This is a genomic window from Roseovarius sp. 217, assembly GCF_000152845.1.
Taxonomy (GTDB): Bacteria; Pseudomonadota; Alphaproteobacteria; order Rhodobacterales; family Rhodobacteraceae; genus Roseovarius.
In genome coordinates this window covers 2,640,852-2,655,854 of the sequence record NZ_CH902584.1, presented here as the reverse complement: position 1 = coordinate 2,655,854, position 15,003 = coordinate 2,640,852, and the positions used below count along the sequence as shown (strand labels likewise).

14 protein-coding genes and 1 tRNA gene are annotated in these 15,003 nt (G+C 61.2%); 2 read left to right on the top strand and 13 right to left on the bottom strand.

The window, feature by feature from the left end; all coding sequences use genetic code 11:
• Positions 1–181: 181 nt before the first annotated feature.
• From rplL to ROS217_RS12590, 12 genes are all read right to left on the bottom strand, one after another.
• The gene (gene rplL, locus ROS217_RS12645; protein ID WP_009818152.1) at positions 182–562 is read right to left on the bottom strand and encodes a 50S ribosomal protein L7/L12; all 381 of its coding nucleotides are present in this window, start codon (positions 560–562) and stop codon (positions 182–184) included.
• Positions 563–637: 75 nt separating this feature from the next.
• Positions 638–1,156 (bottom strand): 50S ribosomal protein L10, encoded by a 519-nt coding sequence (gene rplJ, locus ROS217_RS12640; RefSeq protein ID WP_040651445.1) that lies wholly within the window; start codon positions 1,154–1,156, stop codon positions 638–640.
• A 256-nt stretch (positions 1,157–1,412) separates the two neighbouring features.
• Positions 1,413–2,111 carry a 50S ribosomal protein L1 gene (gene rplA / locus ROS217_RS12635; protein ID WP_009818150.1) on the bottom strand — a complete coding sequence of 233 codons (699 nt, stop codon included), beginning with the start codon at positions 2,109–2,111 and terminating at the stop codon, positions 1,413–1,415.
• A gap of 1 nt (position 2,112) precedes the next feature.
• On the bottom strand, positions 2,113–2,538 hold the full coding sequence (gene rplK / locus ROS217_RS12630) for a 50S ribosomal protein L11 (protein WP_009818149.1): 426 nt from the start codon (positions 2,536–2,538) through the stop codon (positions 2,113–2,115).
• A gap of 141 nt (positions 2,539–2,679) precedes the next feature.
• Entirely contained in the window at positions 2,680–3,213 is a 534-nt protein-coding gene (nusG, locus tag ROS217_RS12625) for a transcription termination/antitermination protein NusG (protein WP_009818148.1), read from the bottom strand.
• Positions 3,214–3,404: 191 nt separating this feature from the next.
• Positions 3,405–3,602: a preprotein translocase subunit SecE gene (gene secE / locus ROS217_RS12620; RefSeq protein ID WP_040651443.1), complete on the bottom strand. Its 198-nt coding sequence runs from the start codon at positions 3,600–3,602 to the stop codon at positions 3,405–3,407.
• A gap of 95 nt (positions 3,603–3,697) precedes the next feature.
• Positions 3,698–4,282, bottom strand: coding sequence for a hypothetical protein (locus ROS217_RS12615; RefSeq protein ID WP_040650570.1), 585 nt, complete (start codon positions 4,280–4,282; stop codon positions 3,698–3,700).
• A gap of 316 nt (positions 4,283–4,598) precedes the next feature.
• Positions 4,599–4,674: transfer RNA gene (locus ROS217_RS12610), tRNA-Trp, on the bottom strand.
• A gap of 85 nt (positions 4,675–4,759) precedes the next feature.
• Positions 4,760–5,998, bottom strand: coding sequence for a CoA transferase (locus ROS217_RS12605; protein WP_040650569.1), 1,239 nt, complete (start codon positions 5,996–5,998; stop codon positions 4,760–4,762).
• Between the two features lie 283 nt (positions 5,999–6,281).
• Positions 6,282–8,129, bottom strand: a complete 1,848-nt coding sequence (locus tag ROS217_RS12600; protein WP_009818144.1) for an ABC transporter ATP-binding protein — start codon at positions 8,127–8,129, stop codon at positions 6,282–6,284.
• A gap of 71 nt (positions 8,130–8,200) precedes the next feature.
• A complete protein-coding gene (gene tuf, locus ROS217_RS12595; protein ID WP_009817501.1) occupies positions 8,201–9,376 on the bottom strand; it encodes an elongation factor Tu in 1,176 nt (391 codons plus the stop codon).
• Positions 9,377–9,484: 108 nt separating this feature from the next.
• Positions 9,485–10,198 carry a hypothetical protein gene (locus ROS217_RS12590; protein WP_009818143.1) on the bottom strand — a complete coding sequence of 238 codons (714 nt, stop codon included), beginning with the start codon at positions 10,196–10,198 and terminating at the stop codon, positions 9,485–9,487.
• Between the two features lie 119 nt (positions 10,199–10,317).
• On the opposite strand from ROS217_RS12590, the gene ROS217_RS12585 reads away from it, so the two are divergent.
• On the top strand, positions 10,318–11,718 hold the full coding sequence (locus ROS217_RS12585) for a cytochrome P450 (RefSeq protein WP_009818142.1): 1,401 nt from the start codon (positions 10,318–10,320) through the stop codon (positions 11,716–11,718).
• A gap of 1 nt (position 11,719) precedes the next feature.
• On the opposite strand, the gene ROS217_RS12580 is transcribed toward ROS217_RS12585, so the two are convergent.
• The gene (locus tag ROS217_RS12580) at positions 11,720–12,880 is read right to left on the bottom strand and encodes a M20 aminoacylase family protein (protein WP_009818141.1); all 1,161 of its coding nucleotides are present in this window, start codon (positions 12,878–12,880) and stop codon (positions 11,720–11,722) included.
• A gap of 189 nt (positions 12,881–13,069) precedes the next feature.
• Between ROS217_RS12580 and ROS217_RS12575 the strand changes: the two genes are divergently transcribed.
• The coding region (locus tag ROS217_RS12575; RefSeq protein WP_050766435.1) for a DEAD/DEAH box helicase at positions 13,070–15,003 on the top strand (1,934 nt) is incomplete at its 3' end.

Here is a 15,003-nt window from a genome sequence, read left to right as displayed (position 1 = left end):
CATCCGAGACGGCTGGGTTTGATCCATTCATGGCCATCGTCCCAATGACGGCCTCCCGATCGTATAAACCTCGCCTTAGAAAACCCCCGACTGTTGCAGGGTCTCTCTGAGACAGGTTTGGCCGGAACCGGGAAACCCCGGATCCAGCCGCAAAATCCTGTCCGGGTTGCCCCGGCACGGATTACTTGATTTCGACTTCTGCGCCAGCTGCTTCGAGCTTGGCTTTGATGTCGTCTGCTTCGTCCTTGGACACTTGCTCTTTGACAGCTTTGCCGCCGGCATCGACCAGGTCTTTGGCTTCTTTCAGGCCCAGACCGGTAATGGCGCGCACTTCCTTGATCACGTTGATCTTGGATGCGCCAGCCGACTTCAGGATGACGTCGAATTCGGTTTGCTCTTCAGCATCCGATCCGCCAGCATCGCCCGCCGGGCCAGCCATCATGACCGCGCCACCGGCTGCGGGCTCAATGCCATACTCGTCCTTGAGGATGGTTTTCAGTTCTTGTGCTTCGAGAAGCGTCAGACCAACGATCTCTTCTGCCAGTTTCTTCAGATCAGCCATTTTTTGACTCTTTCCGTTCTCTAGATGTGTTCCAACGTCGGGAAGTAAACCCCTACGCGGTGATTACAGTTTGCCTTACGCGGCCTCGGCCTTTTCGATGATCGTCGAAAGGATGCCCGCGATATTCGAAGCAGGTGCGCCAATAGCACCGGCGATGTTCGAAGCAGGTGCGCCGATACAGCCCACGATCGAAGCAATAAGCTCGTCACGCGAAGGCATTTTCGACACGGCTTCAACACCGGCCCGGTTCAGAGCCGTGCCACCCATAGCCCCACCAAGGATCTCGAACTTTTTGTTCACCTTGGCAAAGTCCTCAGACACTTTGGCAGCTGCCACAGGGTCTTCGGAATAGGTAAGCACGGTCATGCCCGTGAGGTAGTTTGCAATGCTTGCGCACGGCTTGCCCTCAAGGGCGATCTTGGCGAGCTTGTTCTTGGCTACACGAACTGATGCCTCTGCCGCACGGGCGCGGGCACGCAGATCCTGCATTTCGGCAACTGTAAGACCCGCGTAGTGGGCGACCACTACAACGCCAGAGCTTTCAAAGATCTGGCCGAGTTCCTCGACCACTTTCTCTTTCTGGGCTCTATCCACAGTTTCACTCCAAATTTGGGGGTCTCCCCCCGGCTCAGTTTTTGCCTCTCCCGAAGGATCGGCGTTCGGGTCCAAAACACGGGTCCCGAGGCCAAGATCACCCGAGAGCAAATGCCTCGGCTGGAAATCTCATCTCGTTCCCCATCTCAGGAAGGATTTATTCAGGCAAATGCCTGAACCCTCCGTCTCGGACAGGACAGAGCTGACGTGCAGCTCTGCCGTTCGCCCCCGGATCAAGAGATCCGGACGCAAATTCTTATTCGACGACAGCGCTATTGATGTCGACGGTGATCCCTGCGCCCATGGTGGACGAAAGCGAAATCTTCTTGACATATGTGCCTTTGGCACCGGTCGGTCGGGCACGTTGAACGGCAGACACAAAGGCGCGCACATTCTCCGCCAGTTTGACCGCGTCAAACGACGCCTTGCCAATACCAGCGTGAACGACACCGGCTTTTTCAGCCTTGAACTGAACCTGACCGCCCTTGGCATCCTTGACCGCCTGCGCCACATCCATGGTCACTGTTCCGACCTTGGGGTTGGGCATCAGGTTACGTGGGCCAAGAACCTTGCCCAGACGGCCCACGACGGGCATCATGTCCGGTGTCGCAATGCAGCGATCAAACTCGATTTTGCCGCTCTGCACGGTTTCCATCAGATCTTCGGCACCGACGATATCGGCTCCGGCGGCCAGCGCTTCGTCAGCCTTTGCGCCACGCGCAAAAACGGCGACGCGCACGGTCTTGCCGGTGCCATTGGGCAGGCCGACGACACCACGGACCATCTGATCCGCGTGACGCGGGTCAACCCCGAGGTTCATCGAAATCTCGACAGTTTCATCGAATTTCGCAGTCGCACAGCCCTTGATCAGCGAAATCGCATCTTCAACGCTGAGATTGTCCTTGCCCTCAAAAGTTTCACGCAGGGCGCGGGTCCGTTTTCCAAGCTTTGCCATCTTATTTCACCTCGATGCCCATGGAACGCGCGCTGCCCAGAATGATCTGCATGGCGGCGTCGATATCGTTCGCGTTCAGGTCTTTCCACTTGGCTTCTGCGATCTCACGCACCTGCGCGATGGTCACATTGCCAGCAGTGGCACGACCGGGGGTCTTGGACCCGGACTGAAGCTTGGCAGCCTTCTTCAGGTAATAAGACGCCGGCGGCGTCTTGATTGCCAATTCAAAGGACTTGTCCTGATAATAGGAAATCACGGTCGGGCACGGGGCACCCGGTTCAAGATCTGCAGTCTTGGCGTTGAACGCCTTGCAGAATTCCATGATGTTGATGCCGCGCTGACCCAATGCAGGGCCGACGGGCGGGCTGGGGTTGGCTTGCCCGGCTTTCACCTGAAGCTTGAGCGTCCCGATAAGTTTCTTGGCCATATGGCCTCTCCTTTTGGTCCAACACCATTGGGGCGCGCCCCTCTGGCTCTCTTGTTGTGTGGTGCGGTCCGGTGGCCGCGGCCACCTCGCCTCCCACGGCTCCTGCCCGGCTCGCCCTCAGGCGCGACCGCGCAACCCGGATCACATCTGCTTCGTGACCTGAGTGAATTCCAGCTCGACCGGGGTTTCCCGACCAAAGATCGACACGGACACCTTGAGGCGCTGATTATCCTCATCAACCTCCTCGACCATGCCATCAAAGTCTTCGAACGGACCGTCGTTGACCTTGACCTTCTCGCCAATCTCAAAATGGATCAGGGTGCGCGGGCTCTCTTCACCCTCCTGCACACGGTTGAGAATCGCGTTCACTTCCGCATCGCGCATCGGCATCGGGCGGCCCTGCGGCCCCAGAAATCCCGTCACACGGTTGATCGAGCTGATCAGGTGATAGCCACGATCCGACATTTCCATATGCACGAGCACATAACCGGGCATAAACCGACGCTCGGCCGTTACCTTTTTGCCACGACGGATTTCGATCACCTCTTCGGTGGGGACCAGAACCTCATCGATTTCATCCTCAAGGCCGTTCTCGACGACAGATTGTCTGATCTGCTCGGCAATCTTCTTCTCAAAATTCGAGAGAACACTGACCGAGTACCACCGCTTTGCCATCGTCGCCCTACGCCTTTATTCTTACCGATACCAAGACCGGATTTCCGTATTCTTTCAGACCCTTGGGCCTGCACCACCGAAAACAAAAATCGGCGCGCAACACGAATCGCCGCGCGCCATGTTTCAGAGTGTGGGGTCAACTACCCCTGATTGCCTGCGAATTCAAGAGCCTGAGCAAGATTTTCGCCGGTTCAGCCAAACAGGCTCAGCACCCCTTGGAGACCACTGCGGATCCCAAGATCGACCAACGCAAAGAAGATCGCCGTAATCGTCGCCATGATGAACACCATGACCGTAGTCAGCACCACCTCACGGCGGGTAGGCCACACGACCTTGGCCACTTCCGAGCGGACCTGCTGAATGAATTGAAGCGGATTCGTGCGTGCCATCTGCGCTGTCTTCTCTGATATCATTGCTCAGCGCGACATACGCGGGCTGGCCCGCAAGTTCAAGGGCAGAAGGCTGTCACCCCCTGCCCATTACATCAGCGCGACTTATACGCGATCCGATCAAACGGATCGGGAAGATCTTCAAAGATATCCGGTTGCGGTTCGCGACGCAGCTTGAGTTCGGGCATGGTAGGACGAAAAGCGAAATCACGAGGAAGCCACCGCAGCAGCCGTGACCGCACCTGGGTCATTCGCTCGGGCCCGAAAATGGCGTAGCCTAGGAAGACCAGTACGAATCCGATAAACATGGCGATCAGCACCGGCAACGGTTGCCACCAAACCAACGCGAAGGCTGCGAGCCATCCGACCTGGTGTGGCTTGACCTCCAACGATCTGGGGCGCAGCGACTTGATCCGCGACAAAAGACGGACGCGACGAGCGGTTGCCTTTGCCTTGACCGGTTCAAGATACTCAACCGGCACATGCGGCGCCAGTTCCGGGAGCGCATTGCGGCGCGTCTTGCGGCGCTCTTCGGTCAATATCTCACGAATTGTCGTAATGGCATTTTCAACAGCTTGTTCCGTCGAAGCGGCATCTCGCGGTGCCCGTCCCTCAAATTCAGTGTTGTGATGTGAAAAATACATCTTCGGGTCTTGAACCCGCGGTAAATGCGTTTCCATAGCAGCTATTCCCCTGTTTCTTCCGCGCCCCCACGCAGATCGGCTTCAGTCCCCCCGGACCTCGAAGCCGATAAGTGGTCAGCATGCGGCGCAATTGCGGCGGAAAAATGGCGTGCTAGCGGCCAAAAGGCGGCAGGTCCAAATTTAACCGCATTTTAGCTGTATTCGTTTCGTCCTTGAGCTGCGCAGACCGCCAAACAGACGTAACGAACCAAATTCTGCTTCGACTGCGCCAGATGAGCCAAATCACAGCCGAACCAGACGGCGCGCGATTCTACTCGCAAATCGCCCATACAGATCCAAGGTTCTGGAGGTTTGGCAGGGGCAGCAGGGTTCGAACCCGCGACCTACGGTTTTGGAGACCGTCGCTCTACCAGCTGAGCTATACCCCTAAGGCCGAGCGCCGGATTACGCCAGCTTGGATCGGGAATCAAGCGTCATCGGCCTGAATTCGGTGGGAAATCCACAATTTCCTGTTCAGGCCGCTGGACGGGCCCCGTAGCGTGGGCTTTGCACGATCCCTGTGTCAAAGAGGCAAGCGATCTCCGTATCGCTGAGTCCGGCCACTTCGCCCAAAACCTCTTCGGTCTGTGCGCCAAGCTGCGGCGCGGGTTGCGCCGCCACGCGCTCATGGGCCGAAAAACGCGCTGGATGCCCCGGCACCGGGAAACGACCAAGGCCCGGCTGCATCAAGAGCTTGAACATCGGATTGTCCTCGCTCAGGTCCGAATCCTCGGCCAGAGCCTCGCGCACGGTGCGAAACACCGACCATGTCAGGCCAGACGCATCAAATGACTCGGCGAAGCTACTCAATTCCCGCGCCGCGAACCATGGCCGCAGAATAGCCGTGATCTCGCGCCGCAGATGCCAACGATTGCCCTCGTCGTTCAGATCGCGCCCGCTCCGCGCGGCGAGCGCGGCCATCGCCGCTTCGGTGTCCGTGGCCTTGACCAGCCCGCGCCATTGCCGATGGGTGAGCCCAATCACCATCACCCGCCGCCCGCAGGCGCAGAGGAAATCCTGCCCATAGGCCCCATAGAGCGCATTGCCCGACTTGCGACGCTCTTTGTCATTGACCACGGCGTCCCCGATCAGCCCAAGATGCCCGATCGTGGCCGCCGCCACATCCTTGAGCGACAGCTCTACCTCCTGCCCCCGGCCCCGTCGCAGACGCTCGCGCTCTGCCGCCAAGAGCGAGGACACCACCAAATGCCCCGCCGCGATATCCCAAGCGGGCAGCGCATGCGCCACGGGTTCGGGCCAGCCCACCGGCCCGGTCATCTCGGGGATCCCCAGCGACGGGTTGACCGTGTAATCCACCGCTGATCGGCCATGCCGATCCCCCATCAGCGTGACCATGACCAGATCCGCGCGGTGCTGTTTGAGCGTCTCGTAATCCATCCAGCCGCGCACCCGCAGGTTGGTCAGGAAGAGGCCCGCATCCTCGCCCGGAGCGGTAACAATCCGCGTCACCAACTCCCGCCCCTCCGGTCGGCTCATGTCCACGGCGATGGATTTCTTGCCCTTGTTCAACCCCGCCCAAAAGAGGCTCTGGCCCGAGGGGGCCAACGGCCAGCGGCCTGCATCCAGCCCGCCGCCGATCCGATCAAAACGGATCACCTCAGCCCCCATTTGTGCCAGCGTCATCCCCGCCAACGGCACCGCGACAAAGGCCGAACCTTCGACCACCCGCATTCCCTTGAGTATACCGCCCATGCCGTGCCCTCCTGAACAGGTGCCGCCGAGAGCGCGCAGCAATCACCTGCCCGCGCCGCCGGTACAGCCTGCCAGACGTGGAAGTAAAGTCAATATTTCAATGGCTTAAAGGAATACAACGGCATGCAATCCGTTTTCGCAGATGCAGCATACACCAGAGCGCTTGATTTCTATTGAAAATCCGCACCACTGGACGTCACCGCCTGCACCCATGCTGCATTTGAAACCAAACCTCCGCGTGTTGACGCAGGCGCGACAGAGTGACCCATAACGCCCCTTTCGCTCAATCCATCAGGAAACCACCCGATTGCCGCGCCCAGAGACGCGCGTATAGCCCCCCCTGCGACAACAGGGCCGCATGCGTGCCTTGCTCGACAATCCGCCCCTCGTCCATCACCACCAACCGATCCATCGCCGCAATCGTCGAAAGGCGGTGCGCGATGGCGATGACGGTCTTGCCCTGCATCAGCCGGTAAAGCTGCGCCTGAATCGCCGCTTCCACTTCAGAGTCCAGCGCTGATGTCGCCTCATCGAGCACGAGGATGGGTGCATCCTTGAGCGCGGCACGCGCGATTGCGATCCGCTGCCGCTGCCCCCCCGAGAGCTTGACACCCCTTTCGCCGACATGCGCCGCCAGCCCCTGCCGCCCCTTGGTATCCTCCAACCCGGCAATGAACACACGCGCCTCCGCCAATTCAGCAGCGGCCATGACCTCGGTTTCGGTGGAGTCAGGACGGCCATAGGCGATATTCTCGCGTACCGAGCGATGCAGAAGGGCGGTATCCTGTGTCACCACCCCGATGGCCGCGCGCAGACTGTCCTGCGTGACGGCCGACACATCCTGCCCGTCGATCAGGATACGCCCCGAACTCACGTCATGAAACCGGAGCAAGAGGTTGATGAGGGTCGATTTTCCCGCCCCCGAACGCCCGACCAGTCCAACCTTCTCGCCCGGTGCGAGCGTGAGATCGAGCCCGTCGATCACCGGCGCTTTCTGCATGCCAGAACGATCATATACAAACCGGACCGCTTCGAACCGAATATCACCCCGGCTCACCACCAACGGCTTTGCATCCGGCGCGTCTTGCACCGTGCGTGGCAGGGCAAGGGTAGCCAGACCATCTCGCGCCGTGCCGATATTCTCAAAGAGCGCGGCAAACTCCCACATGATCCAATGCGACATATTCCCAAGCCGCAAGGCGAGCGGAATCGCGACTGCCAAGGCCCCAAGATCAATGCGTCCCTGCACCCAAAGCCAGAGCCCCAACCCCGTCACCGCCCCGGTCAGAAGCGCGTTGAGCAAGTTGACCGACATGTCCTGCACCGCCACAAGCCGCATTTGCCGGTGGACGGTTTGCAGGAATCCGTCCAGCCCGGCGCGGGCATAGGCCTCTTCACGCGCGGCATGGCTAAAGAGCTTGACCGTGGCAATATTGGTGTAGCTGTCCACAATCCGCCCCGTCATGTCAGCGCGCGCATGCGCCTGCTCCTGCGCCACATGTCCCAACCGGGGCACGATAAGGCCCAAGAGCGCGCCATAACACAGCGCCCATATGGCAAAGGGCGCGGCCAGCCGAATATCCTGCGTTCCCGCCAGAACCAGCGTGCCGATGAAATAGGCAAGAATATAGACCGCCACGTCCATCAGCTTCATCACCGTCTCGCGCACCGCAAGCGCAGTCTGCATCAGCCGCGTGGCGATGCGCCCGGCGAACTCTTCCTGAAAATAGCCCATCGACTGACCCAAGAGCCAACGATGCCCTTGCCAACGGATGCGCTGTGGAAAGTTGCCCATCAAGGCCTGATACATGATCAATGCGCCAATCACGCTGAGCAACGGCAGGACGACGAGCAAGAGAATACCCATCCCGCCAAGCCGCGTGGCCTCCTCGCCTAGAAACCGTTCTGGCCCCAGTTCCGCCATGCGGTTGACCAGCGTGCCAAGGTATCCCAGCAAAATAATCTCGACGGCGGCAAAGACCGCCGACGCCACAGACATGGCGATGAGCCACGGGGCCACGGGACGTGCGTAATGCCACAGAAACGGCCAGAACCGCGACGGGGGCTGACTCGGCGGAGACGCAGGATAGGCCTCAATCCGCGTCTCGAAATACTTGAAAATGCTTTTCATATCCGGCTCCAGAATGCAAAAGGGGCGTGCAGTGACCCGCACGCCCCTTAAAGCTAAGAGCGGATCAGACGTTACTCGATGATCTTCGACACGACGCCGGCGCCGACGGTGCGGCCGCCTTCGCGGATGGCGAAACGCAGGCCGTCTTCCATGGCGATCGGCGCGATCAGTTCAACCGTGAACTTCAGGTTGTCGCCGGGCATCACCATTTCGGTGCCTTCGGGCAGCATCACCGTGCCGGTCACATCCGTGGTACGGAAGTAGAACTGCGGACGGTAGTTGGCAAAGAACGGCGTGTGACGGCCACCCTCTTCCTTGGTCAGGATATAGGCCTCGGCCTCGAACTTGGTGTGCGGCAGAACCGATTTCGGCTTGCACAGAACCTGACCACGCTCAACGCCCTCACGGTCGATGCCGCGCAGCAGAACGCCGACGTTGTCGCCCGCTTCCCCACGATCCAAGAGCTTGCGGAACATCTCGACGCCGGTACAGGTCGTCGTCTTGGTGTCCTTGATCCCCACGATCTCGATGCTGTCGCCAACATTGATCACGCCACGCTCGATCCGGCCGGTCACAACCGTGCCACGGCCCGAGATCGAGAACACGTCTTCGATCGGCATCAGGAACGGCTGATCCACGGCGCGCGCCGGGGTCGGGATATACTCATCCACAGCCGCCATCAGCGCGCGGATCGAATTCTCGCCGATTTCCGGCTGGGTGCCGTTCATCGCATGCAGCGCCGAGCCGCGCACGATCGGAATATCGTCGCCCGGATAGTCGTAAGAGGTCAGAAGCTCGCGGATCTCCATCTCCACCAGTTCCAGCAGCTCTTCGTCATCGACCTGATCGACCTTGTTCATGTAGACGACCATGAAGGGGATGCCGACCTGACGACCGAGCAGGATATGCTCGCGGGTCTGCGGCATCGGGCCGTCAGCGGCGTTCACAACCAGGATCGCGCCGTCCATCTGCGCGGCACCGGTGATCATGTTCTTCACATAGTCGGCGTGGCCGGGGCAGTCGACATGGGCGTAGTGACGCGCCTCGGTCTCGTATTCCACATGCGCGGTCGAGATCGTGATCCCGCGCGCCTTTTCTTCAGGCGCACCGTCGATCTGGTCATAGGCCCGGAATTCGCCAAAATACTTGGTGATCGCCGCAGTCAACGTCGTCTTGCCGTGGTCAACGTGACCAATCGTGCCGATGTTCACATGCGGCTTGTTACGTGCAAACTTTTCCTTTGCCATATCTCAGGACGCCTTGTCAGTTGGGGGGCCGCCATGGCCCGAGGGTTACATCGCGCGCCGTTTATTGGGTTGCGCCGGGAAAATCAAGCCTTACTCTCTGCGCCGGAGTTACTCAGCAGGGGGCGATGCGACCGTGGGCTCCTCGTTCACCTCAGCGGCGGCACTGGCTAGTTCAGCGGCGCTTGGGACTGCCGCTTGGTTTGGTACGGGCGCGCTCGCTGCGAGCGGTGTTGGCACCTCTGCGAGCCGCGCCTCGGGGCGCGGCTTGTCATTGGCAGGCACGCCATCATCCTCGAACCAGCCGAATTCGTTGTTTTGCTGAACCAGCCAGTTCTGGATCTGCTTGGCCGCGTTGCGGCTCAGGTTCTCAAGCTGCTTTTCCTTGCTCTGGGTCAGGCCAGATCCAAGAAAGGTATTGCCCGAAAAGCTCTCGACCACCGTCACCAGATGCGGCTTGGCATTGAGCTTGGCGCCCTTTGCGTCATCCCATGCGGTGACATTCAGGATCAGCGCCGATTTTGGCGAAGCCACCAGCGGCACGCCCGGAATGGCCAGCACATAGCCTTCGACACTCACCCCAAGATGATAGAGCTTGGTGCCTTCATAGCGCCCGAACCGATCCGTCATCGCCAAGGTCATCGCCGCGATCCATTCCTCCTTGGAGGCCTCGCGTGAGGCCGGACCCTTGGTCAGGTTCGGGGCCACCACGACATTATGCCCAAGGTGAAAGTTGCCCAAATAGGCCGGAGCCTCGTCAAGATCATTGGCATTGGTACACGCCGCCATCAGAGCAAGACCAAAGAGCGCGAGGAAACGGATCATCAAAAACTTCCCGAAACGTGACAGTTCGGGCAGGGATAGCCCAGCCACCGCCCTTGCGCAATCATTTGCCCGACGCCATCCCACGCCCTATGTCTGGTGTGACCCGCAAGAGGTGCCCCATGCCGCCGATGTCCAAAACGAACCATCCCCGAACACCCGTGCATGTGCCTCTGGTGACTGAACCGATGGGGGTCTTGGCCAGCTTGCGCGCGGCGCGGCGCAACATCCTGTCGATCATCCCGGAAATTGCCACCCGGCAGCCCATGGTCTCGGGGCGCACGGGCAAACGCTGGCATATGGTGATGGATCCCGGTGCAATCCGGCGAATGCTCTTGGAAAGTCTAGACAATTACCCCAAGTCCATCGTCACCAAGAACCTCTTGCGTCCCGCGATCGGCGACTCTCTCTTTATCGCCGAGGGTGCGCATTGGCGCTGGCAAAGGCGCACGGCGGCCCCGGTCTTTTCGCATCGCAATGTGATGAACCTCGCCCCGATCATGACCGGCGCTGCCGACCGGAGCGCCGAGCGAATCGCGGCTGCAGGTCCACGCGCTGTGGATATGGCCGCCGAGATGGTGCGCACCACGTTTGAGGTCATCGCCGATGTGACCTTTTCAGACGACGGCATGTTTGACGTCGATGCCGTGCACCGCGGGATTGACGCCTATATTTCCGAGGCGGGCAAGATCTCACTCTTTGATATTCTTGGATTTCCTGACTGGGTCCCGCGTCCAGGCCGGTTGATGTCAGGCGGCTCTGTAGCCGAGATGAAGCGCGTGGCGGATCAGGCGGTCGAGGCGCGACGTTCGCGGGGCGCACAGGGCGTGCCCGACCTGCTCGATCTTTTGCTGGAGGGCGAAGACCCGGAAACCAAACGGCGCATGAACACGGCGGAATTGCGCGACAACCTGCTGACCTTTATCGTGGCAGGGCACGAGACGACGGCGCTGACATTGGGATGGTCGCTCTATCTATGCGCCTTTGATCAAACCGTTCAGGACCGCGCCCGCGCCGAGGCGAAAGCCGTGCTACAGGGGCGCGCCGCGACAGGCGAGGACGTGGCCCGCCTGCCCTATATCCGTCAGATCATCGACGAGGCGTTGCGGCTTTATCCGCCTGCGGGCATCATCTCTCGGACCGCGCAGGTTGCCGATACCCTCTGCGGGCGCGATATTCGTGCGGGGGATACGGTGATCATCCCGATCTATGCGCTGCACCGCAATCACCTCTTGTGGCCAGAACCGGATGCCTTCGATCCTGACCGCTTTGCCGACCGCAAGAGCCTTGAGCGCTATGCCTATCTGCCCTTTGGTGACGGGCCGCGCATCTGCATCGGCGCGAGTTTTGCACTGCAGGAGGCGGTGATCATCCTTGCGACGCTGCTCTCGCGATTCAGATTTACGCCCGTACCGGGCCGGGAGCCGGAGCCGGTGATGATCCTCACCCTGCGGCCACAGGGCGGGGTCTGGTTGATGGCCGATCCCGTTCACGAGATCGGCCAAAAACCCGCAACCGTTTGAATCAGGCTGGCATTCTCTCTTCGACAATCCCCGCCCACCAGCTACAGCCCGCCGGAATGGTCTCGTCGTTGAAATTATAATCCGGGCTGTGAACCATCGCCGTATCGCCATTGCCCACAAGGATATAGGCCCCCGGTCGCTCTTCGAGCATGAAGGCGAAATCCTCGCCGCCCATGATCAAGGGGGCTTCGTCGCAGCCGCCGCTGACCTTGGCCGCGACGCTTGCCGCGAACTCGGTCTGTTCTTCGTGGTTGATCATCACCGGGTAGCCACGATGGTAACTCACCTCGGCACGACCGCCGAAACCCGCCGTCACATGCTCACAGAGCGCACGAATACGGGCCTCTGCCAGATCGCGCATCTGCGTACTCATTGTACGAACTGTACCTCGAAGATGTACACCTTGCGGAATGACATTGAACGCGTTGGACGAGGTCTGAAAGGACGTGACCGAGACCACCACCTGATCCACCGGATCGGCATTACGGCTGGCAATGGTTTGCAGCATTGTGACCAGATGGGCCGCCATGACGGTCGTGTCCACGGTCTCATGCGGCTTGGCGGCGTGTCCGCCCTTGCCGGTGAGCGCGATGTCGAACTGATCAGTGGCGGCAAAAAATGCGCCGGGGCGAATGGCAAAACTGCCCACCGGGCGGCCCGGCCAGTTGTGCATGCCATAGACTTCCTGAATGCCGAAGCGGTCCATCATCCCGTCCTCGCACATCTCGCGGCCCCCGGCCCCTCCCTCTTCGGCGGGTTGAAAGATCACCACGGCAGTGCCATCGAAATTGCGGGTCTCCGCCAGATATTGCGCGGCCCCAAGCAGCATGGCGGTATGCCCGTCATGGCCACAGGCATGCATCGCACCGGGGGTCTTGGAGGCGTAGTCAACACCGGTCGCCTCATGGATCGGCAGAGCATCCATGTCTGCGCGCAGGCCGACCACTCGCCCCGAGGCCGTGCTGCGACCCTTGATCACCCCCACAACGCCGGTGCGCCCGATCCCAGTGACCACCTCATCGCAGCCAAAGGCCTTGAGCTTTTCCGCGACAAGCGCGCTGGTACGATGCGTCTCGTAGAGGATTTCGGGATGGGCGTGGATGTCGCGGCGCCAGTCCGTGATATCATTGTGCAATTCAGCAAAGCGGTTCTTGACGGGCATCGGTCTCACTCCTCTTGGCAATTCGGCCTGTTCGCAAATTCGGGATTTGCTCCACCGTGGCGCAAAGCCAGTGCGACCACAAGGGGCACGGTCACAGCGACGCATTTGCCATATACAAGAGCGCATGTCTGAGGTATGCGTCGCGGCTTGACGCGCAAGCCGCACCCCTTTTCGGAACCGACCTCCCCCATGATCCTGCCTGCCCTCTCCAATGCTCTTGCCGCGCGCGGCTATGAAACCCTGACGCCTGTGCAAGAGGCGGTGACGGACCCCGCGCTCTCTGGGTCTGACCTTTTGGTGTCGGCCCAGACCGGATCGGGCAAGACCGTGGGTTTTGGTCTGGCGATAGCGCCGACCTTGCTCGATGGTGCGGAGCGTTTGCCACCTGCTGCGGCACCGCTTGCGCTGATCGTGGCCCCCACGCGCGAACTGGCGTTGCAGGTGATGCGCGAGCTGAGCTGGCTCTATGCCGAGGCGGGCGCACGGTTGGTGTCTTGTGTGGGGGGCATGGATGCCCGCGACGAGCGGCGCGCGCTCGAACGTGGCGCGCATATCGTCGTCGGCACGCCCGGACGGCTGTGTGACCATATCAACCGTGGCGCGCTCGACATGACCAGCCTGCGCGCCATTGTGCTCGACGAGGCCGACGAAATGCTCGATCTCGGCTTTCGCGAAGATCTCGAATTCATGCTCGCCGCCGCCCCGGCAGAGCGTCGCACGCTGATGTTCTCGGCCACCGTGCCGCCGATGATCGCCAAGCTGGCGGAAAAATTCCAGCGCGATGCGCACCGCGTGACCACCCTGACCGGGGCCAAGCAGCATGCCGATATCTCCTATCAGGCGCTGACCGTGGTGCCGCATGACGCCGAGGGTGCGGTGATCAACCTCCTGCGGTATCACGATGCGCAGAACGCCATCGTCTTTGCCAATACCCGCGCGATGGTGGCCCGGCTGACCGCGCGTCTGGCCAATCGCGGCTTTGCTGTCGTGTCCCTCTCGGGGGAACTCAGCCAAGCCGAGCGCACCCATGCCCTGCAAGCGATGCGCGACGGGCGGGCACGGGTCTGCGTGGCCACCGATGTGGCGGCGCGCGGCATCGACCTGCCCAATCTCGATCTTGTGGTGCATGCCGAACTGCCCACCAATTCCGAAGGCCTCTTGCATCGTTCTGGCCGCACGGGTCGTGCCGGGCGCAAGGGCATCTCTGCCCTGATCGTCGCGGTCAAATCCGCGAACAAGGCCGAGCGCCTGCTGAAATTCGCCAAGATCACCGCCGAATGGACCACGCCCCCGACACCCGACGATATCGAGGCCAAGGATCGCGAGCGGCTCCTGTCCGATCCGGTCTGGTCCGAAACCCCCTCTGAGACCGAGGCCGCCTTTGCCGCCGAATTGCTGGCGCTGCACAGCCCCGAGGTGATCGCCGCCGCCTATCTCCGGCTCTATAAATCGCGCTGGTCCGCGCCCGAGGAACTGAGTGCGCCCGGCAGCCCCGCGCCCGCCCGCGAGCGCGCCGCCTTTGGCCCGAGCCGCTGGTTTGCGCTCTCGGTCGGCAACAATGACCGGGCCGAAGCGCGGTGGTTGCTGCCGCTCTTGTGCCGCGCCGGCAATATGGACAAATCCGCCATTGGGGCCATTCGCGTGCAGGCCTCCGAGACCTTTGTCGAACTGGCCGAGGCCGCTGTTCCGGGCTTTCTCTCCGCACTTGGCGAGGGCGGGCAGTTGGATGAGGGTATTATCGCCCGTCAGTTGGACAGCGCCCCCGATCTCGGCTCTGCCCCGCGCGCCCCGCGGGAGGACCGTCCCGAGCGGGCGCCCCGTGCCCCGCGTGAGGATCGCCCAGAGCGGGCGCCGCGCGAACAGCAGGCCTCCCGCGAGCATCATGCCCCCCGCGACAGCGCCCCGCGCCCTAAACCACGCGCCAAACCGCTTGCTGATGCGCCGCGTCCCGCACCCAGATCGCATCCGAAACCGGCAGGTGCCGCCACCGATGCGATGACCCGCGCGGTCGAGGACGGCTCTGTCACCGCCTACCGCAAACCCCGAACCGAGTCGGGCGATGCGCCGCGACCGGCCAAAAAGCCGTGGTCAAGCGACAAACCCGCTGGAAAGCCTGCCAGCAA

Coding starts and splice junctions, on each gene's coding strand:
- tuf (WP_009817501.1), bottom strand. CDS start 9,376: ATGGCAAAGGAAAAGTTTGCACGTAACAAGCCGCATGTGAACATCGGC.
- ROS217_RS12585 (WP_009818142.1), top strand. CDS start 10,318: ATGCCGCCGATGTCCAAAACGAACCATCCCCGAACACCCGTGCATGTG.
- ROS217_RS12605 (WP_040650569.1), bottom strand. CDS start 5,998: ATGGGCGGTATACTCAAGGGAATGCGGGTGGTCGAAGGTTCGGCCTTT.
- nusG (WP_009818148.1), bottom strand. CDS start 3,213: ATGGCAAAGCGGTGGTACTCGGTCAGTGTTCTCTCGAATTTTGAGAAG.
- ROS217_RS12580 (WP_009818141.1), bottom strand. CDS start 12,880: ATGCCCGTCAAGAACCGCTTTGCTGAATTGCACAATGATATCACGGAC.
- ROS217_RS12600 (WP_009818144.1), bottom strand. CDS start 8,129: ATGAAAAGCATTTTCAAGTATTTCGAGACGCGGATTGAGGCCTATCCT.
- rplA (WP_009818150.1), bottom strand. CDS start 2,111: ATGGCAAAGCTTGGAAAACGGACCCGCGCCCTGCGTGAAACTTTTGAG.
- rplK (WP_009818149.1), bottom strand. CDS start 2,538: ATGGCCAAGAAACTTATCGGGACGCTCAAGCTTCAGGTGAAAGCCGGG.
- ROS217_RS12590 (WP_009818143.1), bottom strand. CDS start 10,198: ATGATCCGTTTCCTCGCGCTCTTTGGTCTTGCTCTGATGGCGGCGTGT.
- secE (WP_040651443.1), bottom strand. CDS start 3,602: ATGGCACGCACGAATCCGCTTCAATTCATTCAGCAGGTCCGCTCGGAA.
- rplL (WP_009818152.1), bottom strand. CDS start 562: ATGGCTGATCTGAAGAAACTGGCAGAAGAGATCGTTGGTCTGACGCTT.
- ROS217_RS12615 (WP_040650570.1), bottom strand. CDS start 4,282: ATGGAAACGCATTTACCGCGGGTTCAAGACCCGAAGATGTATTTTTCA.